20 protein-coding genes are annotated in these 21,230 nt (G+C 41.4%); 12 read left to right on the forward strand and 8 right to left on the reverse strand.

The window, feature by feature from the left end; all coding sequences use genetic code 11:
• Window positions 1–549: 549 nt before the first annotated feature.
• Genes R7070_RS21250 through R7070_RS21260 form a run of 3 tightly spaced genes read left to right on the forward strand, consistent with a single transcriptional unit; the run spans window position 550 to window position 1,600 of the window.
• Window positions 550–810 carry a hypothetical protein gene (locus tag R7070_RS21250; RefSeq protein WP_029849079.1) on the forward strand — a complete coding sequence of 87 codons (261 nt, stop codon included), beginning with the start codon at window positions 550–552 and terminating at the stop codon, window positions 808–810.
• A gap of 14 nt (window positions 811–824) precedes the next feature.
• Window positions 825–1,214: a hypothetical protein gene (locus tag R7070_RS21255; RefSeq protein WP_151515583.1), complete on the forward strand. Its 390-nt coding sequence runs from the start codon at window positions 825–827 to the stop codon at window positions 1,212–1,214.
• Complete coding sequence (locus R7070_RS21260) at window positions 1,214–1,600, forward strand: hypothetical protein (protein WP_213886052.1); 387 nt, start codon at window positions 1,214–1,216, stop codon at window positions 1,598–1,600. Before R7070_RS21255 ends, R7070_RS21260 begins: the two co-directional genes overlap by 1 nt.
• Before the next feature lie 14 nt (window positions 1,601–1,614).
• Here R7070_RS21260 and R7070_RS21265 read toward each other — a convergent pair whose 3' ends face one another.
• Both R7070_RS21265 and R7070_RS21270 read right to left on the reverse strand, forming a co-directional pair.
• On the reverse strand, window positions 1,615–2,667 hold the full coding sequence (locus tag R7070_RS21265) for a hypothetical protein (RefSeq protein WP_318116063.1): 1,053 nt from the start codon (window positions 2,665–2,667) through the stop codon (window positions 1,615–1,617).
• Between the two features lie 139 nt (window positions 2,668–2,806).
• Window positions 2,807–4,087 carry a site-specific integrase gene (locus R7070_RS21270; protein ID WP_318141300.1) on the reverse strand — a complete coding sequence of 427 codons (1,281 nt, stop codon included), beginning with the start codon at window positions 4,085–4,087 and terminating at the stop codon, window positions 2,807–2,809.
• 618 nt (window positions 4,088–4,705) lie between these two features.
• Here R7070_RS21270 and R7070_RS21275 point away from each other — a divergent pair.
• Together R7070_RS21275 and R7070_RS21280 are read left to right on the forward strand one after the other, a co-directional pair.
• A complete protein-coding gene (locus R7070_RS21275; RefSeq protein ID WP_005377784.1) occupies window positions 4,706–4,864 on the forward strand; it encodes a hypothetical protein in 159 nt (52 codons plus the stop codon).
• 31 nt (window positions 4,865–4,895) lie between these two features.
• Window positions 4,896–5,630: a chromosome partitioning protein ParA gene (locus tag R7070_RS21280; RefSeq protein WP_054865581.1), complete on the forward strand. Its 735-nt coding sequence runs from the start codon at window positions 4,896–4,898 to the stop codon at window positions 5,628–5,630.
• A 90-nt stretch (window positions 5,631–5,720) separates the two neighbouring features.
• On the opposite strand, the gene R7070_RS21285 is transcribed toward R7070_RS21280, so the two are convergent.
• From R7070_RS21285 to proV, 6 genes are all read right to left on the reverse strand, one after another.
• Window positions 5,721–6,104: a hypothetical protein gene (locus R7070_RS21285; RefSeq protein WP_213913815.1), complete on the reverse strand. Its 384-nt coding sequence runs from the start codon at window positions 6,102–6,104 to the stop codon at window positions 5,721–5,723.
• A gap of 99 nt (window positions 6,105–6,203) precedes the next feature.
• Complete coding sequence (locus tag R7070_RS21290) at window positions 6,204–6,569, reverse strand: VOC family protein (RefSeq protein ID WP_005377781.1); 366 nt, start codon at window positions 6,567–6,569, stop codon at window positions 6,204–6,206.
• Between the two features lie 146 nt (window positions 6,570–6,715).
• On the reverse strand, window positions 6,716–8,665 hold the full coding sequence (locus R7070_RS21295; RefSeq protein WP_256900555.1) for an LTA synthase family protein: 1,950 nt from the start codon (window positions 8,663–8,665) through the stop codon (window positions 6,716–6,718).
• 194 nt (window positions 8,666–8,859) lie between these two features.
• Window positions 8,860–9,867, reverse strand: coding sequence for a glycine betaine/L-proline ABC transporter substrate-binding protein ProX (gene proX / locus R7070_RS21300; protein WP_256900554.1), 1,008 nt, complete (start codon window positions 9,865–9,867; stop codon window positions 8,860–8,862).
• Window positions 9,860–10,945 carry a glycine betaine/L-proline ABC transporter permease ProW gene (gene proW, locus R7070_RS21305; protein WP_005385701.1) on the reverse strand — a complete coding sequence of 362 codons (1,086 nt, stop codon included), beginning with the start codon at window positions 10,943–10,945 and terminating at the stop codon, window positions 9,860–9,862. Before proW ends, proX begins: the two co-directional genes overlap by 8 nt.
• A gap of 4 nt (window positions 10,946–10,949) precedes the next feature.
• Window positions 10,950–12,137, reverse strand: coding sequence for a glycine betaine/L-proline ABC transporter ATP-binding protein ProV (gene proV / locus R7070_RS21310; RefSeq protein WP_005377777.1), 1,188 nt, complete (start codon window positions 12,135–12,137; stop codon window positions 10,950–10,952).
• A 438-nt stretch (window positions 12,138–12,575) separates the two neighbouring features.
• Here proV and R7070_RS21315 point away from each other — a divergent pair, with 438 nt between their 5' ends.
• The 7 genes from R7070_RS21315 to R7070_RS21345 all read left to right on the forward strand — a co-directional run bounded on the left by R7070_RS21315 (window position 12,576) and on the right by R7070_RS21345 (window position 21,110).
• The gene (locus R7070_RS21315) at window positions 12,576–14,456 is read left to right on the forward strand and encodes a DUF294 nucleotidyltransferase-like domain-containing protein (RefSeq protein WP_130546075.1); all 1,881 of its coding nucleotides are present in this window, start codon (window positions 12,576–12,578) and stop codon (window positions 14,454–14,456) included.
• The gene (locus tag R7070_RS21320; RefSeq protein WP_017820938.1) at window positions 14,456–15,202 is read left to right on the forward strand and encodes a 3'-5' exonuclease; all 747 of its coding nucleotides are present in this window, start codon (window positions 14,456–14,458) and stop codon (window positions 15,200–15,202) included. The genes R7070_RS21315 and R7070_RS21320 overlap by 1 nt, the downstream gene beginning before the upstream one ends.
• 192 nt (window positions 15,203–15,394) lie before the next feature.
• A complete protein-coding gene (locus tag R7070_RS21325) occupies window positions 15,395–17,053 on the forward strand; it encodes a BCCT family transporter (protein ID WP_170893819.1) in 1,659 nt (552 codons plus the stop codon).
• A gap of 314 nt (window positions 17,054–17,367) precedes the next feature.
• Window positions 17,368–17,901, forward strand: a complete 534-nt coding sequence (gene ectA / locus R7070_RS21330; protein ID WP_005393379.1) for a diaminobutyrate acetyltransferase — start codon at window positions 17,368–17,370, stop codon at window positions 17,899–17,901.
• 34 nt (window positions 17,902–17,935) lie between these two features.
• Entirely contained in the window at window positions 17,936–19,201 is a 1,266-nt protein-coding gene (ectB, locus tag R7070_RS21335; protein ID WP_213912142.1) for a diaminobutyrate--2-oxoglutarate transaminase, read from the forward strand.
• A 14-nt stretch (window positions 19,202–19,215) separates the two neighbouring features.
• Window positions 19,216–19,602, forward strand: coding sequence for an ectoine synthase (locus R7070_RS21340; protein ID WP_005377769.1), 387 nt, complete (start codon window positions 19,216–19,218; stop codon window positions 19,600–19,602).
• A gap of 86 nt (window positions 19,603–19,688) precedes the next feature.
• The gene (locus R7070_RS21345; RefSeq protein ID WP_005377768.1) at window positions 19,689–21,110 is read left to right on the forward strand and encodes an aspartate kinase; all 1,422 of its coding nucleotides are present in this window, start codon (window positions 19,689–19,691) and stop codon (window positions 21,108–21,110) included.
• Window positions 21,111–21,230 lie beyond the last annotated feature (120 nt).

Genomic DNA, 21,230 nt, shown 5'->3' on the forward strand with positions numbered 1-21,230 from the left:
AGAATGCCTCTCATGTATCACCACTATCATTTGTTACTTAAATGATTCTTAAAATGTCCACAGAAAAGGGTAGTGATTGGTGAGATAAATAGAGTGTCTTCTGTATGCAGGTAAGGTGCATAAATATTTCTACATTTCTACGATTTTCACATCTGGGCGTGTGTGCCGTGCTCAGTGACTCGATCTCTCAATTTTGAACTTCAAAACCTTAGTTTATAATACTTTCCTGTAACAAAGGATATTTTAGATATAAATGAAACACCCATTCATTTATATGTTTATGTGTAACAAAAATTTTTATATATTATAAATATTTCGCTAATCATGATATAATTGTTACATGCTATTATGTAAGGTGTTAGATATTTTTATAGATATTCCACACTTTTAAGCAGCACAAAATCACCTCGATATTTCATTTTAAAAATCATCATAAATTTACGCTTATTTTATTCAGTTTTTACTAAATTTAATTCAACCATATTATGGTAAGTTATTGATTTATAGATAAGCAGTACACCTTTATTATAACATTCAGGACTCTTACTCATGAACCGAAATCAAAAGATTTTGTATGTTCAAGGGGAGATCTTAAGCCTAAATTCCAGTCTATTAAGCAATACAAAAATTTCACCAGAAATTAAGCATGTAATATACCTATTAGGTTTAAATCTACCTTATTCATACATTGAAGAAACAACTGGATTTAAACAATCCTACCTAAGAAAAATTAAATCTGTACACAAACAGGTTGTTGATTGCTTACAAGAAGAAACAGCCAATCTTTACAGTATTAACGGCATTAACTAATAAGGATAATAATAATGAATAGTAAGCCTTTACCCGTTGTAACAAACATCGGAAACCGTCACTCTTTACAAAACCACCTCGATACACTTCTTGATGTAGCATCGGCACAGGATAAGAACCTGCAAGCCATTAATAAAGCTTATAGCGGATTAATCAAATCTCTTATTTCCGCCGCCCAAGGAAAAGAAGAAATCAATAAATCACAGTTAGATTGCATCAAGATCTTACTAGCCGAACATAAGCACCTTAACAAAGTGGTAGCGGATATTGAGGAGTTGATTAAAAAGGTTCGTATCTACCAAGATGAAGAGGCTAAACACACTCCAAGTAAATCTGCTTCAAAACAAAAAATTTCACTCCCTAAAATTCCACTAGATACACCAATGTACGGAGGCGAAAAATAATGCACGTTAATTACTTCGGTGTTCATGCAGAACTTTGTCACAGCTTACTATCTGTATGGGGATATGATGAAGAAACCCTTAATCAGCATCATATCTACCTACCACTGATTACGTTATCCTCACCAGAAACGAAAGCTACGCTATGGCGGTCGATTCTGCAGCATCAAGAGGTATTACAAGTCGTTCTAATCAACAATGAAGATTACGGTGTTAAATACCTTTTATACGTCCTTCAAGAGTTCTGTACAGCTTGTAGCGATAAAGTAGGGTGTTTATATGATGATGTAGAAGAAGGGACGTTACAAGCCGCTTGGGAACATGTGGAACAGCATGTGATCCCCTCTTTGGGTGATGAGAAATGTGTTATTACGTTTGGTGCAGTGTAATATCCTTGCTCTTACTACTGAAGTGTCACAACCCAGTTACCACCTTTATCTTCAATTTCATATTCATAGTAAAAGTTGTTACACACCACCGTAAACCCTCTAGATAATATCATTTCTCTAATTGCTGAAATTGAGTCACATTTGTAACCAGTAAGTTGAATCATACGCACCATTTGTGGGATTACTTCTGGGTGCTCTTCAACTCCTTTTGGTAGGTTCACTCCAGATTCAAGCAGGTTCATTGAGTTATTATATGTCGTCCTTGCTGGTTTGCGCTCGGTCTCTGCTTGCTGAACAATCACTATTTCTCTTTGCTTTTTCTCGAATTGATTAATTCTACTTTGTAGTAGGGTTTTAGAGCTATTAACCTGACTCAGAACGTTTTTATACCTATCTTGCTTCAGGCAAAATGTGTCCATACTTGGAGATAGATATTTAAATTTTGAAACTTCTTTTAATTGATCAAGTTCAGAATCTAGGTCTAACAGTGATTTAGTTAGCGTCACGCCCTTCAAATCATTATCTTTAACTTTTTGGTAATTTTGGTCACAGAAAGATAGACGTTCACTCTGTTGTTTTTCTATTGAAGCCAATAGAGCAGCGTTACTTTGTTCTATTGACTCCAATTCCTGTTGATGTTGTTCGAGTTTTATTCGAGCATACTCATCACTAAAAAAGTTCAATTGCGGTTTGTATTTGCTGATTTCCCCTTTAAATTCTTTACAAAGTTCTGCAATTTGATCGTTATTGAATGGATTCTCGATGCAACGAGTAGAACCAATAGACTTTAAGTTATTGATTGTATCTTTTAATGCAGTTCTACACTCAATCTGAAGATTACCTGATCTAACTTGTCCAAAACTATCTTGATATTCTTTCATTATATGAGGTTCATTTCCGCTAAACACCGAACAGAAGTTATCTACACTTGACTTAATCATTCTTCCCTGTGCATTGAGCGAAACAATTACTTCTCCTCCAGAATTGAACTCGTATGGTAAGTATGAATTAGCCGCTTCCAAGCTGGCGGAAGCTACCATAAGTGATATTAAATAGTATTTACGCATTTATTGATAACCTAGTAGTGTTCGTACTTAACCTTAGTATCAATGTGAACTAACGTAAATATTCCATCTTTACAAAGTGTTGGGTATGTCACTTACTCATTTAAAGCGTTTATAAGGGCGTGAGGTTAAACGCTTTCAGTTATGGTTTCCCTATATCAAAATCTAACCTCTCTATTACTTCCTGTAACAACCTAGGCTTGTAGTCCTTACCATATCGACCATATGTCATTGTTTCATCTGTATGACCCAACAGGTAAGAAGCTGGACTATATTCAACACCCAACTGTTTGAACTCATTGGCTACAGTGTGTCGGAAAGAGTGGAATGTCTTTTTGTAACGTTCATTCTTGTTTAGAACTTTATCACGCTGAATACTGAACCACTTAGAAGGGTATTTACCGTAACCATCTTCTGGTAAGTATTTGAGAGTAGGGAACACTAGCCCTAAAGGTAAGCTTTTAACGTAGTCGATAAACCCTAACTTAATTAGTTTACTGTGTATCGGGATATTCCTAAATGCAGCTTTGGTTTTGAGCTTTTGATCCGGTCTATCTGCATTGATGGAGATACACCAAACTCCATCTATTTGCTTGATGTTGTCGGTATATAATTGACACAACTCATTAATTCTAGCTCCCGTGTACAAACCTAGTAGTGGTATCCAATAGTGCCAAGCTTCTTTGGGGGTCGTTTTGTATGGTTCTATAGTGAATAACTTTTTAATGTCTGAACGTGTGAAAACTTTCCTTTCTTCACTTGCTTTGATTTCTTTACGTACTTGCAACTTAGTAAACGGGTTTTTATCTGATTTTTCATTCAAAACCAACCAGTCAAAGAAACCGCTAACCACCTTCAACGTGTCGTTAATCGTATGAATACCGATAGGTTTATCACCAAAAGCAATAATTTGTTTAATCGGTTTCCCTTTGTAACGTGGGTTGTTGTTGATATTGGGCGGTAGCTGCACAAGTTGGTGTTTAAATGATAAGGCATCATCACGGGTGAATGAGTTAATCCCTTTATCTTTAACAATGCGTAGTAGTAGTTCAAGTCTAGACCGATACCGAGCTAGGGCTTTTGGAGATACCCTATCTACTGTTTTAGCTGTCATAAATAATTCTATGCATTCGGAGAGTTTCGGCTCTTTCTTCTTTGCTTGCTGCTGAAGCTTAACTTGGGGTCGTTCGGCTATAAATTGATTAGTTACAACAGGAGTCTGTGACAATGTTATGTATTGGAGTTGAAAGAATTCTCTATCGTAATTTGCAGTATGTTTCGTTGCTAGTATTACAGCCTCACGAGGGTTGGTTGTATGAAGAGAAAACCGTACAACTTTAGCATTTTGATAGTGATGTTGAAGGTGGGAGGGGATTCGCCTCTGATAGTAAAAGGTGTTGTTTCGTTTGGTGAGATGTCTCATTTAAATGTACCCCAAAATGTGGGTAACATCTAAGAAAGTTAATAATATCAGATAGGTAACTCTAGAAATTTAAATCTCCAGAGGTTCCTCCAACTACAGTCTCCGCTACCTAGGTAGCACCTGAAATAGTTAATTCTTCGGCGAGTTATGCTAATCAAATGTTAAAATTTGATTAATAACCACTCTCCTGCAGTCTTCATCGGAACAATTACTCAATTAAATGAGTAAAGGTTAGTTAATGATGCTGGTCATCATTAACGTGTGAACTCTATCATGTTTTTGGTCCATTTCAACACCCTATGTCAATTTATTTTCAATGAAATAACCTCATCTATTTTCATGAAGGTATGTTTGCCAATCTTTTTGTGCGAGTCACGGCATAAATAAAATTTATTGGGTTAGGGAATGGAACCCAAAAACACTTCAGAACGATAAATGTGTTTCGATCGTTACGACATAAGTTATTCAATTAAGAACACAAAATTGATTAAAATCGGAGCACTTATTTTAAAATCTACGCTAAGTTGACCTTATGGTACGTATAAATGGGTTACAATGAATCTTTGTGAAACAGTCTACGGACCTAGGCAGTTTTTCATGAGTGGACAAGGAGGCGGTATGACCAGATTATTAGCCATTGCGGTGTTGATTGCAGTAGCATTTGTGCTGTTTCGTTATCGAACCAATGAAAAAGTCCAAAAAGCGACCGTTATAACATTAATTGGCGCATTTCTGATTTATACAGCATCAATTATGTTTGCGGAATTGATCCGCTAGCAAAGTAAAAGAGTCCTTGGAGTAGTATACGGTGAGTTCTCAGAACAAAATGGAAGAGCAAGACGACGTAGTTGTCATTGAAGAGCGTGACAAACGTACGCATATCTATATCGCAATCGCTGCGGTGTTAGGCTTGGCATTTGGTGGCCTTGTTGGATCGGTTGTCACTGCGAACAAGTGGGAATCGACTTACCACGTATTAGAAGAAAAGTATCAAGCACTAACGCAAGATAGAACCCAGTTGGCATCTCAAGTAAAAGTGCGTGAAGAGGCGCTCGACCAAGAAATACAAAACCAAGTTAGTGAGTTACTCGCCGCGAAAGATGAAGCTCATCAGAAAGCACTTAAGAAGTTGCAAAAGCAATTGACTGAGGTCGAGAAGGTCAACTTGTCACTAGAGTCTCAATTGAAGCAGCAGGCAGATAAGATCAACACGACGAAGTCAGAAAATGAGAAGTTGAGTCGTCAAGCGGATATGCAAGCGACTATGTTTGAGCGGTCCCGCGAAGTATTCCAGAAAGAGCTAAAAATTTCGCAAGAATTAGAGTCTCTCGAGAAAGAACGGTCAAAATTATTACCTAAGATTGAGAAACTCAAGAAAGAGTGTGACGTATTTTTAGAAGGCAAATCTTGGGACGTGAAGTCGGACGCGTGTGATAAACATGATGAAGCTAATTCACGACTAAGTCAGGTCGATCAAATGATTGAAGTCTATAAAATGGACCTCAAACAAATCAAAGCAATAACGGAAGATATCGGCCTTTAAGTCTTTTGTATCCGATTTTTGAAAAGCAAAAGGAGCTCTTTAAGAGCTCCTTTTTCGTTGTTAGCTATGACTTTTAGCCTATCGCGTATATTAGATTCGTGAGGCGTCATAGCCTGAGGCGAGCAGGAGTTCTCGTTCGTGTTTAATCAGCTGAGCTCGATCTTCAATTAGTTCATTGAGTGCTTGAGATGGCTTACCTGCTAATGCTTTGAACGAAGCAAAAGATTCCGCGGTGTCGATTTTATCAATCATCTGACTGATGACATTACGAGCCTTACACGGGTTACTCGTCGTTGTAAAGTATTCTACTTGCTTTGCTGCCGATTTCATCTCAGTTAATAGCTCAAGCGGGCTACTTTCTTTGGCTACTGCCATGTAGTTATCCAGCACGCGCTTTGCATAAAGCAGTTCTTTGAGGGGGATATCTCTTCCGCTCTCGATTAGGGATTCGCTAAGGATCATACTTGAGCTCATGGGCATTCCTTCTTATTACTACGCCGCTTTTGATGTTTCCTTGAGTCTAATTTATTGAAGTCACATTGGGAATGGGTAAAAAGCATTTTTAACGCATTTTTATTCATTTATGAAAACACGAATGCGATGCTTATCTGGATCGATAGCCATAAAATTTAACCCATACACTGATGTCGCTGGTGGTTGAACAAACTCAACACCTAGGTCTTTCCAGCGCTTGTAAATGCGCTCTAGCATATGACTATTGGGCACTGATAAAGACAACTCGGTACCACCACCTCGAATGCCGCTGTAGGGTGAAAGATTATCTCTTTGCTTGAGTGTCAACGTTAAGCCTTCGGTCAGTGGAATAGCGGCGAAGGTTGGAGACAACTGCGTGACTTTGCGTTCGAACAGTTTCGAATAAAAAACTTGGCTTATGTGGATGTCCTCAACGTAGAGAACGAATGAATTGATAGTCAGCATGGTTTGTTCCTTAATCAATTAGAAATAGTAGGGGCAATCTAACGGAAAGGAACGACAGGAGTTGTCAGTAGCACATTCTCGAAGGTAAGTGAAAGAATAAGAAAAAGGAGCCGTTTAGCTCCTTTTTATCAGCGGAATCATTGGTATTAATGAGTGTGTTTGGAAGAATACCAGTTGTTTTGATAAGCTTTAGATGCAAATAATGCGTTTGCTTTTGCACGCTCGACAATAGACTCGTCCACCTCTAGCGGCTCCATGGTTTGGCCGTTAAAGTCGTACGCCAGGGTCGATACCTTTTCACCAGGTGAAAGCACAACGAGATTGTCGCGCGTTAAATAACCAAAGTTTTTGTCGTATTGCATCATTGCGCGCTCATCTTCGCGAGCTAGTGGCTTCGTTAAATCACGACCAATCATCGGTGTTTTAGCATCTACCCCAATTAGAGATAACAGTGTAGGCGGCATGTCGATGTTGTTTGCTATGCGGTCATCTTTACGTGGTTGAATGCCTTTACCAAGGATCAATGCTGGAATGTGAAAGTGCTTAACTGGAACAAGGTTAGCGCCAGAAACACGTGCATCATGATCTGCAATTACAATGAAAATGGTATCATCCCAATAAGATGACTTTTTCGCCTTTTCAAAGAAAGTGCCCAAAGCGTAATCGGAATATTTAACGGCGTTGTTACGCGTCATATATTCTGAATCGTATGGCTCAATTTTGCCTTTTGGATACTCATAAGGGCTATGATTACTTGACGTAAAAACTAAGCTAAAAAAAGGTTTGTCGCTTTTTGAAAGGCGTTCAAACTCTTCGTTTGCTTTGTTATATAGATCTTCATCACTAACACCCCAAGAGCCAACAAAGCTTGGGTTGTTATAATCGTCTTCTTCTACTATTTGATCAAAACCGTTACCAAAGAAGAAAGTTTTCATGTTGTCAAAGTTGGCTTCACCGCCGTAAATAAATTGCGTGTGATAGCCTTGAGCTTTCAGTAAGTCCGCGATAGTAAAGAAACCCGTTTGGCTTTTACTCAGCTTCACTACAGCGCGAGAGGGAGATGGAGGAAAGCCCGTGGTTACGGCTTCAATTCCACGAACAGAACGAGTACCAGTGGCGTACATTTGTGTGAACTGCCAACCTTCCTTCATGAGTTCATCAAGGTTTGGTGTTAGAGGCAAACCGCCCAAAGCACCGACAAATTGGGCGCCTAAGCTTTCTTGTAGCAAAATCACTAAGTTTTTATGTTTACCCTGGTAAGTCGCGGGGTTACTGTTCATGGTTGGGAGTAATGAAGGGGTGAAGTCGGACTTTGTTGATGAAGTGCGAACTAATTCCAACATCTTTTGAGTGTCCATTTTTCCGTAGAACTGCTCCGCGCTCTTTTCTGACTTCATGCTATTAACCGCAAACAACAATGAGTAAGATGAGTTCAGTGCTAAGTCGTTAAGCAGTGGATCGTTAGAAAAGGCGACCATAGCAGGATTTAGCGGGCGGTGACCTAAAGATGAGCGAGCACCTGCAACCCCAAAAAGAATAACGAAAAGTGCCAATAGTGGTCGCCATTTCCAGTTGACCTGCTGCGCCTTATCGGTCAGTTTCTTACTCCACTTCCAACCTAAAGTGATGGTTAAAACTGTACCTAACGCACCAATAAACAGTTCTAATTTGTAGCCAGTCCAGAGCATACTCAAGACTTCTTTTGGGTAGATTAAATATTCCACAAACAGACGGTTTGGACGTAGGTCGTATTCCTGAATGAATGGCGCTGTTGCTAGCTCCATGTATACAAGCACCCAAAGCCCTAAAACCATCCATATGCGTAATATTCGCTTCCAACACTCTCCCATCTTACCGGTTAATGGCATGAAGGTTGAAAACAGTGCTGGAAGAATAAATAACCAGCAAAGCGTTGCAATATCTACGCGCAAACCTTGGCCTAGGATGTAAATTAAGTCGTTTAGAGAGTCAATACGGTCAATCTGCCAAAAGGCTAGCAAAACTCTTGAAATAGACAGAAATAGAAGCGAAAACAAAGAAAAGGCAGCAATTGGCTGCAAAGGCCCCCACACAGAGCTCTTTGATAAGTTTTTCATATTTATTCGAATAGTTTAATTGTTATGTTGTGTTGTTTTTAGCAAAGCAAGCGTGAAATAAACGTGAATTATAATGTGGGTTTATGGTCGAGTAGTGTAAGTGTTGGTATGTCTATGTAAGGGGGAGGGGCGTTTGTGTAAAAAAAGAGCCAGTTGATAACACCAACTGGCTCTAGAGATTGATAAAGGCATGATTACATTGCGGCTTTCTTCGCTTCTTCGACCCATGCGTCGAACTTTTTCTGGTTCGCTTTGATCCAGCCATTTACATGAGACTCGATGTCCGCTGAGCTGTTCTTACCTTGGCTCATCATCATATTCTGAGCACTAACATCATTGATATTTAGTTTGATGATTTCAAATAGCTTCGCAGCAGCAGGGTTTTTTTCCGTAAACTCTTTATTGGCAACGATGCGCATAGAGTTCATCTCGAAGCCGTAGTTCTTACCGTTCTCTAGTGTCGTATCAATGTCCTCACGCTCACCAGGAAGTGAAGAGAATGGCACTTCTAACCACACAACATCTTTCCCTGGAACTAAAACGCCACTTACCCAGTACGGTGTCCAAGTGTAGTAAAGAATCGGATCGCCTTTTTTGTAACGTGAGATTGTATCAGCGATAATCGCCGCGTAGTTACCTTGGTTGTGTGTTACTGTGTCACGAAGTTTGAAAGCATCCAACTGATGCTCAACAACCATTTCACAACCCCAACCTGGGTTACAACCAGTTAAGTCCGCTTTGCCATCGCCGTTTGCATCGAATAGCTTCGCCAATTTTGGATCTTTTAACTGACCAATGTTAGTGATGTTATATTTTTCCGCGGTTTTCTTATCGATCAAATAACCTTGCGCAGCACCACTTACGTATTGGCCTTTACGGAAGAACTTATCATCACCGCCAGACATCGTGTACTTATCGGCGTGAAGAGGGAACCAACCAACCGCTAAGAAAGTAGCATCACCTTTAGCAATAGAGGTGTAGCCTACGTTGTAGTCCACTTCTTTGGTCGGTTTAACATCGTAACCAAGCTCTTCAAGTGCGCGGTTTACGATCAACGTTTGAAATGTTTCTTCTGCAACGGTTGATTGAACAGGCTGAACAGTGACACCTTCACCCGGTAGTTCACTTGCCACACCATAAGTTGAAAATGCGATAGTACTTAGAGCTCCAACAGAGAGCGCTTTCTTCCATGAATTATTCATTGATGTTTCTCCTAAGTTTTAGATCGTCTTGGTTCGTCTTTGTTTTCAGTTTTAATAGGTATGAAACAGGACCTGTGTGATACCAGCGAAGTTTAGTGTTGCCCGCATTAACCCCTAACACCTGGGTGATACGGTCTAACAAAATCGCAAGAATAACGATGCCTAAGCCACCAACGGCAGCAAGACCCATATCAAGTCGGCCAATACCACGAAGCACCATTTGGCCTAAGCCGCCAACAGCAATCATTGAAGCAATCACTACCATAGAAAGTGACAGCATTAAGGTTTGGTTTACACCTGCCATGATAGTTGGTAACGCCAACGGTAACTGGATGCGATAAAGCATCTGTTTTTTGTTTGCCCCGAAAGAGTGGCCAGCTTCGATAAGCTCTTCAGGTACTTGCTGAATACCCAAAATAGTCAGGCGCACAACGGGAGGCAGGGCGAAAATGATCGTTACTACTACGCCAGGAACGTTACCAATACCAAACAACATAACAATTGGCACAAGGTAAACGAACGCGGGAGTCGTTTGCATTGCATCTAATATTGGCCTAACAAATTTGGCAGCGGTTTGGCTCCTTGCCAACCATATCCCCATTGGTAGCCCTATAAGCAAACAGAAGAAAACGGCGGTTAACACCAGAGCTAGCGTTGTCATCGCTTGTGACCACGCACCAATTAGGCCGATGAAAACAAGGGATACAAGAGTAGAAAAACCAAGTTTTACATTGGAAAACTGCCACGCTAGCAAAAATAAAATGAGTACCATTATAGGCGCAGGTGTAGACACCAAAGCAGTTTCAAACGACGTTAGAATAAAGTCGATTGGAACTCGTATTGCTTGGAAAACAGGTCGACCATGTTCCACCAGCCAGTTCAAACCGGACTCTACCCAGCTATCGAGGGGTAAAACCGCATCTTGGAATGGGTTCATAATATCGAATGGCGCTTGCTCTACAGTTTCTGAGTTGAGCCAATCATTACTTGGTGTGGTCTCTGTACCTTGCGACCAAGGATCATCTTGCGCAGGAGCAGTATTTGACCAGGGATCATTGTTAGTTTGCTCTGAAGACATCGTGTTAATCCTTATCTAGTGTTTGTAGAAGACGTGATTTAGTCACGACACCAAAGTAAGTTCCTTTCTCATCTACGACAGGCACGGCATAAGGAACACCAGCAACCAGACCCAAAATGTCATTAATTGACTGATCAGGCTGAAGAGTAACTTCATCCGGTAATTGAGCACTGGCTAACGAACGGTTTTCTTTATGAGCCAAACGTAGTGAATCAAGAGATACGATGCCGGAATATCGGCTAGATTTATCGACGACAATGCCGTAATCACGGTCGTGATCCATCAGAATCTGCATCGCAGAGCCTGGACCGTCATTTTCCGATTTCTTAAAAACAGCCGCTGGCTTCTTGCGCGCGATATCTTTTGCTGTCAAGACACTTGCGATGTTTACGCCGCGGAAAAACGCTTCGACATAATCATTTGCTGGACTGTGTAATATTTCATCAGGTGTACCAACCTGAACAACCTCACCGTTTTGCATGATGGCGATACGGTCGCCAATGCGCATTGCTTCATCCAAATCATGAGAAATGAAGACAATTGTGCGTTTGTCATCGTTCTGTAGACGAATAAGCTCATCTTGCATCTCAGAACGGATCAATGGGTCTAAAGCGGAAAACGCCTCATCCATTAATAGGATGTCTGGATCACAAGCTAACGCTCTCGCTAAACCAACGCGCTGTTTCATACCTCCGGATAATTCGTCAGGGAAAGATTCTGCATAAGGGTCTAAACCCACTCTTTCTAAGGCGGAAAGGGCACTTTTCTGACGCTCATTAACGTCGATGCCGGCAAGTTCTAAACCAAAGGCGGCATTTTCAATCACCGTCATGTGTGGCATGAGTGCGAAACTTTGAAACACCATTGAGATATTGTTACGACGAACTTCTCGAAGTTCATTTTCGGAGATGTGGGCGATATCTCTTCCTTTGAGATAAACACTACCTTTAGTCGGCTCAATGAGCCGGTTAAGAAGTCGAACAAGGGTGGATTTCCCGGAGCCAGAAAGGCCCATGATTACGAAAATTTCCCCTTCATTTATGGTGAGAGATACATCGTTTACGCCGACTGTTAAACCTGTCTGTTCAAAAATACCGTCTTTATCGACGCCTTTGTCGATAAGCGAGAAGGCTCTCTCTGGGTCTTCTCCAAACACTTTATACAGTCCCTTAACTTCCAGTATGGGATCCATGTTATCTGTCCTTTTTCGTGTGTTTATAACTGTTTAACGATTTGTACTCTAATTAATTTTAGTTCAACTTTCAACGAAAGGGGGTTGGTTAACTAGTTCTGCCGTGCATAGAGAATTCGTTGAGCAAGGTGTGTTCAATTCTTGCTTTTTATATTTAAAACAATTGCTTGTGATGTGTTTTTATCCACCATAACGTTGCCCTGACGTAGGGTTGAATTTATTTTGAATTTTTTTGTACATTTCAACTCAACTCGCTTGCATAGATATAAGCTGTGATAGCTTAGAACTCTACATGTAAAAAGGTTAGAGCTCTAATTTTTGGTTAAGGCTTGGTCCTGTGAAATCGGTTAGGTACTGTTATCCTTAGATTTATTTATTGCTTGATTTCACTCAGAGTGATATTTATCGCTGTAGTTTAGGCAACGTATGGAATAAAAAATGGAAGCCGAACAGTTAGAAGTGCTCAATTTCATTAGCCAGTACCCACCTTTTGATGACCTACCTGAAGAGCAGCTTAGAAAAATTGCTCTCAATGCCGAAGTTGCATACTTTCGGCAAGGAACAAAAATCCTTAACTTCGGAGATACGATCCGCGACTTGTATATGGTGAGAAGTGGGGCGGTAGAGATTTATCGACGTAAAGGTGAACTCTATAACAGGATTGATGCTGGTGGACTGTTTGGTCAGATGGGGTTGTTGATGAACAACCGCGTACGGATGCCAGCCAAAGCGATAGAAGACACTCTAGTTTACTGTATTCCGGAAAACATCTTCAATGAACTTTGTGATGAGTTTGAAAACTTTGCGGACTACATGGAACTGGAAGATAGCGCGCGTTTGCGAAGCGCAATATCTAGCCGCTCCGAAAGCAATGACTTTACCACCGCTAAGGCACGTAAAATCTTAGCAAGAGAGCCAGTAACTCTGGAGGCAACGGCTTCAATTCAGGAAGCTGCGATACTAATGGCAGAGGAAAATGTCACCTCTCTGCTCATTATTCGCCCGACAGAGGAGCTCACAGAAGAAGATGATGAACAGCTGCTTGGAATATTGACTGATCGCGATCTTTGCATTCGCGTACTAGCTCAAGGTATTGATACCAATATTCCAGTGAGTGAGGTCATGAGTTATGACGTGGTTTCATTGGATTATAACGCCTATGTGTTTGAGGCCATGTTAACCATGTTGCGTTACAACGTGCATCATTTACCAATTTTAAAAGATAAAAAGCCGATAGGAATTATTGGCATGACGGACATCGTTCGTTACGAATCTCAGAACAGCCTATTGCTAGTGAGCTCTATTTTTCAGCAAACCAGTGTCGAGGATCTCAAGCAGGTTTCTGAACAAGTAAAAGACTGTTTCGTAAGAATGGTCAATGAAGATGCCAACGCGCACATGATTGGTCGAGCCATGTCGGTTATAGGCAGTAGTTTCAAACAACGCCTCGCTGAATTAGCTGAGCAAGAGTTCGGCCCAGCGCCCATTCCTTATTGTTTAGTCGCAATGGGTTCAATGGCGAGGGATGAGCAGCTAATTGTAACGGATCAAGATAACGCCCTTATTCTCGATAACAGTTATGACGTTGAGATTCACGGAGAGTACTTTGAAAAGTTTGCTAAATTTGTTTGTGATGGTTTAGCGGCATGCGGCTATGCTTATTGTACTGGAGACATTATGGCTACCAACCCAGAATGGCGAAAAACTCGTGCAGAATGGGAAGAATGCTTTGGAAACTGGATAGACAATCCAACCCCTGAGAGATTGTTAAATAGTAATATCTTTTTTGATCTCCTCGGTGTGCATGGGCGAGTGAAATGGGCGGAGCAATTAAGCAGCTTTATTGTGAGACGAGCGAAAAGAAATAACCGCTTTCTTGCTTGTATGGCGTATAACGCAATACGTAGGACGCCTCCACTGGGCTTTTTCAAAGACTTTGTGATGGAGAAAGATGGTCGTCATCGCAACTCGATTAACTTGAAGCGAAGGGGGACGGCTCCGTTGGCCGATTTAATACGGGTGCATTCTCTGGCAATCGGTTCGCGATCGCAAAACTCTTTCGACCGTTTAGATGACATTAATGATGCTGGCATTTTACCGAAAGGTCGAGGTTTGGATTTAAGGGATGCGATGGAGCTAATCTACATGGTTCGAATTCGTCACCAAGCCCTTGATATAGAAAATGGAGAAGAGCCAGACAACAATATTGAGCCGGAGAACATGTCTGAATTTGAACGTCGAAACTTAAAAGCAGCATTTCAAATTCTAAGTAACGCTCAGAACTTCATTAAGTTTCGATACCAGAGAAGTAGCAAATAATGTGGTTCTCAAAAAAAGTAGAAAAAGAACAGCCGTTGTTGGATACATCCCAGACGCCAGAGTGGTCAATGTTGTTCAAACAACTAGCTAAAGAAGCGAAAGACGAGAGGCTCAAACGCTACTATTCGACACCGATGGTTAATGGGGAAACACCAATTGAACAAGTGCCATTTGTCTCGGTAGACTTTGAGACAACAGGATTGAACTCGGAAGAGGATGTCATTCTCACGATCGGACTTGTGCCGTTCACTATTGATCGTGTTCAATGTAATGGTTCTGCCCATTGGGTCGTTAACCCAAACAGAGAGTTAAACCACGAGTCTGTCATTATTCACGGTATCACTGACTCTGAGGTTAAAAACGCGCCGCAGCTGTCTCAGATCTTGGGTGAAATATTGGATGCGTTGTCAGGCAAAGTGGTACTTGTTCACTACAAGAACATTGAAAGGCAGTTCTTTAATAACGCCTTGCTAAATAGCATCGGAGAGGGGATACAGTTTCCTGTTGTTGATACGTTAGATATTGAGTATGCGATACAACGCCGTGAATGCAGAGGTTTTATCAATAAGTTGAAAGGCAAGAAACCCGGTTCTGTACGATTAGGGCACGCTCGTGAAAGATATGGCCTCCCTGCTTATCAACCTCACCATGCCCTGACGGATGCGTTAGCAACTGCGGAGCTGTTTCAAGCACAACTGCAGTATCACTTTAATCGAAACATGCCAATATCTTCGGTTTGGCAATAGGCGTTATTTATGGTGAAAACAATAAAATGCAATGAGAGATAGGGGGCTTTAAGATTATGATGGCGGATTGAGTAACCGCTTATAAGAACAATGTTTTATGAACATGTGCTTGGTAGTGATGAAGACGTTTCATTACTCGAACTCCGACGAAAGTAATTTAAACTTGGTCACGTATTTTTAAGGAGATTATCCGTGAGCACCGATAATAACGGTGGCATTCAACGCCCCGATGGAAAAGTAAACGCAATAGATACTGACTATCAAATTGGTCAGGATAACGTTGCGCTAAAGGTAGGCCCATTTGGCCTTGATATTCACAACCGTGTTTTTGCAATTTCTGGCTTAGCAATCGTCATGTTTGTTGTGATAACACTATTATTCCGAGAACAGGTAGAGCCGTTTTTTTCAGACCTACGAGCGGGTTTGTTACACAATTTAGACTGGTTTTTTCTCGCTTCAGGTAATATTTTTGTCATTGTCTGTGTCGGATTGATCTTCACACCATTAGGCCGTGTACGAATCGGTGGTACTGAAGCAACACCGGATTACTCCTATGCTGGATGGTTGGCAATGCTATTTGCTGCGGGTATGGGCATTGGTCTCGTATTCTTCGGTGTATCAGAACCGATGTCCCATTTTAGTTCTGCGATTGGTGGCGTGAACGTTGAGAATGGTGTACGTACTGACTGGGCACCGCTAGGTGGTGCAGAGGGCGATGCAACTGCAGCTTCGGCATTAGGGATGGCTGCGACGATTTACCACTGGGCACTTCATCCGTGGTCAATATACGCGCTCTTGGCTCTTGGGCTGGCTATCTTTTCATTTAACAAAGGTTTGCCACTCACCATGCGCTCAATTTTTTACCCTTTGTTTGGTGAGCGTGTATGGGGTTGGACTGGTCATATTATCGATATTCTTGCAGTGGTAGCGACGGTTTTTGGTTTAGCAACATCGCTAGGCTACGGTGCATCTCAAGCCGCAACGGGTTTGAACTTCCTGTTTGATGTCCCAATGACCAATACGACGCAGGTTATATTGATTATTGGTATTACTGCGCTCGCTTTAATCTCTGTTGTGGCTGGACTCGATAAGGGCGTGAAGATCTTATCTGAAATCAATATGGGTCTTGCAGCACTGCTATTGCTATTTGTTATTGTTGTTGGCCCGACGATTGCGATTTTAACTGGTTTCTTCGAGAACATCGTTTCCTATGTGGCTAATATCCCTGCCTTATCTATGCCATTTGGACGAGAGGATGTGAATTACTCTCAAGGCTGGACGGCGTTTTACTGGGCGTGGTGGATTTCTTGGTCACCATTTGTGGGTATGTTCATCGCACGTGTGTCTCGCGGTCGCTCGGTTCGTGAGTTTATTATTTGCGTTATTCTTATCCCATCTTCAGTTTGTGTGTTATGGATGACGGCTTTTGGCGGTAACGCAATTAGCCAATACGTTAATGATGGCTATGAGGCGGTGTTTAACGCAGAACTGCCTTTAAAACTTTTTGCCATGTTAGATGTTATGCCATTGGCTGAGATAACATCTTTTGTCGGCATTATCTTAGTCGTGGTGTTCTTCATTACCTCTTCTGACTCAGGATCACTGGTTATTGATACTATTGCTGCGGGCGGTAAGGTCGATGCACCAACGCCACAACGCGTGTTCTGGTGTACGTTTGAAGGTTTGGTTGCGATTGCATTGATGTTGGGTGGTGGTCTAGCTGCTGCTCAAGCAATGGCGGTGACGACTGGTTTACCATTTACTATTGTTTTGCTTGTTGCAACGGTATCTTTGATAAAAGGTTTGATGGATGAACCTCGTCCAAAGGCGGTTTCTAAGAAATCAAAATAACTAGTATCAGCAGTTAAATTATTGATAAAAGCGGTATGCGAAAGCATGCCGCTTTTTTTTGGATTTCTATTTTTCTCTGAGAAATGACCAGCATGGAAAATGGTCTTATTCTGGTTGTTTTTTGTACTGTGTATTTAGGTGACTATTTAATAAATTAGACCTCGAACTATTTTAACTTTTGGTTAATAGGTTTATTTTTGTGATCCATATCACAAAAATACCGATAAAAAGGCGGATTATTTGATTTTTAGTCGCGAGGGATGCCCATAATAAAAAGGAAATTTAATTAGACCTCAAAGGATATGTATTTTCACATGATCACATCAGCACCTTGGGTCCTTTATCCAGAGATTGGAGAAGACTCAAGTAAAAAATGGATTTTTCGTGAGCCTAAAATCTCTGATGGTGACGACATTTACAGCTTGATTGCAGACTGTCCTCCATTGGACATGAACTCATCTTATTGCAATTTCCTACAGTCTACGCATTTCAGCAAAACCAGTATTTTGGTTGAGCAAAAAGGCGAAATCGCAGGTTTCATTTCCGGTTATCAGAAACCAGACGAGCAAGACGTTTTATTTGTCTGGCAAGTTGCAGTCTCACCTCGCTTTAGAGGTCATGGTTTAGCATTCCGCATGTTGAAAGAACTTCTCACCCGAGAGGAATTAGGCGGTGTTAAATCGGTAGAAACTACCATCACGGAAGATAATAAAGCCTCTTGGGCACTATTCAAAAAGTTAGATGCGATGAACGGCAATTCTGGCCAAGTAAGCACATTTTTGGATGAAGAAGCCCACTTTAAAGGCAAACACGATACAGAATATTTGTATCGCATTCCTCTCAAATAATCCTCAAACAATAGGAATTAAAAACGGTCTCATCATGGATATTTTCAAAAAGCAGGAATCCAACGTACGCTCATATTCAAACAATTTCCCGGTCGTTTTTCGTAAAGCGAAAGGCTGCTGGCTAGAAACAGAACAAGGTGAACGATACTTAGACTTCCTTGCTGGAGCGGGATCTCTAAATTACGGCCATAACAATCCAGTACTAAAACAAGCGTTGCTTGAGTACATTGAAATGGACGGTATTACTCACGGTTTGGATATGCACTCAGAAGCGAAAGCATCGTTTCTGGAAGCGTTGGATACTTACATCCTTAAACCAAGAAACTTGGATTACAAGGTTCAGTTTACGGGCCCAACAGGTACTAACGCTGTTGAGGCGGCATTGAAGCTGGCTAAAAAAGTAAAAGGCCGCGACAGCGTCGTTGCGTTTACTAACGGCTTCCATGGTTGTACTGCTGGCGCACTGGCTGCAACGGGTAACCAGCATCACAGACAAGGTAACGGTTCTAGTCTAAGTAACGTCACTCGTATTCCATTTGAAGGTTACGCTGGCGTAGATGGTCTCGCGCTGTTCGAAACCATGCTAAATGATAACTCTGCAGGTATAGATAAACCAGCCGCTGTACTTCTTGAAACTGTGCAGGGTGAAGGTGGTTTAAATGCTGCTTCAAACGAGTGGTTACAACGTTTGAGCAAAATCTGTAAAGCCAATGACATTCTTGTGATTGTCGATGACATTCAAGCAGGTTGCGGACGTACCGGTACTTTCTTTAGTTTCGAGCCGTCTGGTATCCAACCGGATATCGTGACGCTATCGAAGTCGATCGGTGGTTACGGTTTGCCGATGGCTGTCGTATTACTTAAGCCTGAGCTTGACCAGTGGAAGCCAGGCGAGCATAACGGTACGTTCCGTGGCAATAATCACGCCTTTATTACTGCTGCAAAAGCACTAGAAATTTACTGGGCAAACGATGATTTTGAAACACACATCAAGCAGTGTTCAGACAAGGTAAGTGCAGTGATTGACCGTTGTGTTCGTCGCTTTCCTCAAATGTTTGTGCAGAAAAAAGGCCGCGGCATGATGGTTGGTATTGAATGTATCAATGGTGACATGGCATCTGAAATTGCGAAAAACTGTTTCGAGAATGGAATGGTGATAGAGACAGCGGGTCCAGAAGATGAAGTTGTGAAGTTCTTCTGTCCACTAACCATCAGCGAATCAGAGCTAGATCAAGGACTAAGCATCTTTGAAAATGCAGTAGAGACTATCGCTGCGAAACATTTCAAACAAGCATCTTAATAAGGATTTTAATTATGATCGTCAGAACTCTAGATGAATGCCGCAACAGCGAACGACGTGTTGTTTCAGATAACTGGGAAAGTGTCCGCATGTTGTTGAAAGACGACAACATGGGTTTCTCTTTCCACATCACAACAATTTATGAAGATACAGAAACTCATATTCACTATCAAAACCACCTTGAATCGGTGTTTTGTATGAGTGGTGAAGGTGAGATTGAAGTTGTAGGTGGAGAAACGTACCCAATCAAACCAGGTACATTATACATCCTTGATAAACACGATGAGCACTACTTGAGAGCTTATAAGAATAAAGAAATGGTAATGGCGTGTGTGTTTAACCCACCGATTACTGGCGCTGAAGTGCACGATGAAAACGGTGTTTATCCTCTCGTTGACTAAAAGATGATGGTGGGGTGCTTTGCCACCCCACACTTTACTATCTCTTCTTTTTTCTTTTTAAAGTTACCAATCAAAAAAGGCTTATCATGACATTTACCGTAGAAAAAATCGGCGGTACATCAATGACAGCATTTGATGCTGTTCTCGACAATATTATTCTTCGTCCCAAAACACCATACAATCGTATTTTTGTCGTATCTGCATACGGTGGTATGACCGATGCGCTGCTCGAGTGTAAAAAAACCAGTAAACCAGGCGTTTATCAGCTTATCGCGAAACGCGACGACAAATGGGAAGAAGCGTTAGCGTACGTTGAAAGCCGTATGTTGCTGACCAATGAAAATATTTTTGCGGACCCAATGAATCGTATCCGTGCGGATAAATTCATTCGCTCCCGCATTGCTGAAGCGAAAAACTGTATCGCGAATATTTTAGAAACCTGTCAGTACGGTCAATTTTCGTTGCGCCAGTACTTGCCTCAAATTCGAGAGTTTCTCTCGTCTATCGGTGAGGCACATAGTGCTTACAACACAGCACTAAAACTAAAAAATATGGGTATTAACGCTAAGTTCGTTGACCTGTCTGGTTGGGATAATCAAGCGCCAAGAAGCCTTGATGAGTCGATCAGTGACGCGTTTGCTGATATCGATGTATCAAAAGAACTGCCAATCGTGACAGGTTATGCTTACTGTAAAGAGGGCCTAATGCACACTTATGACCGAGGTTATAGTGAGATGACATTTAGCCGAATTGCAGCAATAACAAAAGCGGATTTAGCAGTAATTCACAAAGAGTACCACTTGAGCTCAGCAGACCCACGCGTTGTTGGCCCTGAAAAAGTATTACCAATTGGTAGTACAAACTATGACGTAGCAGACCAACTTGCTAACCTTGGCATGGAAGCGATTCACCCAAATGCCGCTGCGGGTTTACGTGAAAGTGGTATTGAGCTACAGATTAAAAATACATTCGAACCTGAACACGAAGGTACTTTGATCTCTTCAAGCTATCGTCCGGAAGAAGACAAAGTCGAGATCATCGCAGGTAAAGAGAAAGTATTTGCACTGCATTTGTTTGACCAAGCAATGGTAGGAAAAGCCGATAACGTTAGTTACGAATTGATGGAAATCATCTCCGATGCTCGTGTAAGTTTGGTTGGTAAAGAGATGAACGCGAACTCTATTACTTACTATCTAGGTGGCAGTACTGATAGCTTAAACAAAGTATTGTATAAAGCCGAGAAACGTTATCCGAATGCCTCGATTAAAGGTCGTATGGTCGCGCTTATCTCAGCCATCGGTTCTCAAATTGATACCAATAAGACGTTGGCGAAAGGTGTGCTTGCATTGATGAATAATGGCGTTACGCCAGTTGCACTGCACTCATCATTGAGAAATGTAAATGTTCAATTTGTTGTCGGTGATAAGGAATACCAGCACGCGATTTGCGCATTGCATGATGAGTTTTTCCAAAGTAGCAGTTTAGCTAAATCGGTTAATGTGGCTTAGTTTATCCACGGTTAAAATACAAAGGAGAGCAGGTTAGCTCTCCTTTTTTGTTTTCAGCCCTAAACCACCTACTTCAGTAGGTGGTTATCATCCGTTTCGGCTTTGCCTGTAAAACTACTC

The sequence above is a fragment of the Vibrio sp. 1557 genome, from assembly GCF_033340175.1.
Lineage (GTDB): Bacteria > Pseudomonadota > Gammaproteobacteria > Enterobacterales > Vibrionaceae > Vibrio > Vibrio alginolyticus.

Coding starts and splice junctions, on each gene's coding strand:
- R7070_RS21250 (WP_029849079.1), top strand. CDS start 550: ATGAACCGAAATCAAAAGATTTTGTATGTTCAAGGGGAGATCTTAAGC.
- R7070_RS21255 (WP_151515583.1), top strand. CDS start 825: ATGAATAGTAAGCCTTTACCCGTTGTAACAAACATCGGAAACCGTCAC.
- R7070_RS21260 (WP_213886052.1), top strand. CDS start 1,214: ATGCACGTTAATTACTTCGGTGTTCATGCAGAACTTTGTCACAGCTTA.
- R7070_RS21265 (WP_318116063.1), bottom strand. CDS start 2,667: ATGCGTAAATACTATTTAATATCACTTATGGTAGCTTCCGCCAGCTTG.
- R7070_RS21270 (WP_318141300.1), bottom strand. CDS start 4,087: ATGAGACATCTCACCAAACGAAACAACACCTTTTACTATCAGAGGCGA.
- R7070_RS21275 (WP_005377784.1), top strand. CDS start 4,706: ATGACCAGATTATTAGCCATTGCGGTGTTGATTGCAGTAGCATTTGTG.
- R7070_RS21285 (WP_213913815.1), bottom strand. CDS start 6,104: ATGAGCTCAAGTATGATCCTTAGCGAATCCCTAATCGAGAGCGGAAGA.
- R7070_RS21290 (WP_005377781.1), bottom strand. CDS start 6,569: ATGCTGACTATCAATTCATTCGTTCTCTACGTTGAGGACATCCACATA.
- R7070_RS21295 (WP_256900555.1), bottom strand. CDS start 8,665: ATGAAAAACTTATCAAAGAGCTCTGTGTGGGGGCCTTTGCAGCCAATT.
- proX (WP_256900554.1), bottom strand. CDS start 9,867: ATGAATAATTCATGGAAGAAAGCGCTCTCTGTTGGAGCTCTAAGTACT.
- proW (WP_005385701.1), bottom strand. CDS start 10,945: ATGTCTTCAGAGCAAACTAACAATGATCCCTGGTCAAATACTGCTCCT.
- proV (WP_005377777.1), bottom strand. CDS start 12,137: ATGGATCCCATACTGGAAGTTAAGGGACTGTATAAAGTGTTTGGAGAA.
- R7070_RS21315 (WP_130546075.1), top strand. CDS start 12,576: ATGGAAGCCGAACAGTTAGAAGTGCTCAATTTCATTAGCCAGTACCCA.
- R7070_RS21320 (WP_017820938.1), top strand. CDS start 14,456: ATGTGGTTCTCAAAAAAAGTAGAAAAAGAACAGCCGTTGTTGGATACA.
- ectA (WP_005393379.1), top strand. CDS start 17,368: ATGATCACATCAGCACCTTGGGTCCTTTATCCAGAGATTGGAGAAGAC.
- ectB (WP_213912142.1), top strand. CDS start 17,936: ATGGATATTTTCAAAAAGCAGGAATCCAACGTACGCTCATATTCAAAC.
- R7070_RS21340 (WP_005377769.1), top strand. CDS start 19,216: ATGATCGTCAGAACTCTAGATGAATGCCGCAACAGCGAACGACGTGTT.
- R7070_RS21345 (WP_005377768.1), top strand. CDS start 19,689: ATGACATTTACCGTAGAAAAAATCGGCGGTACATCAATGACAGCATTT.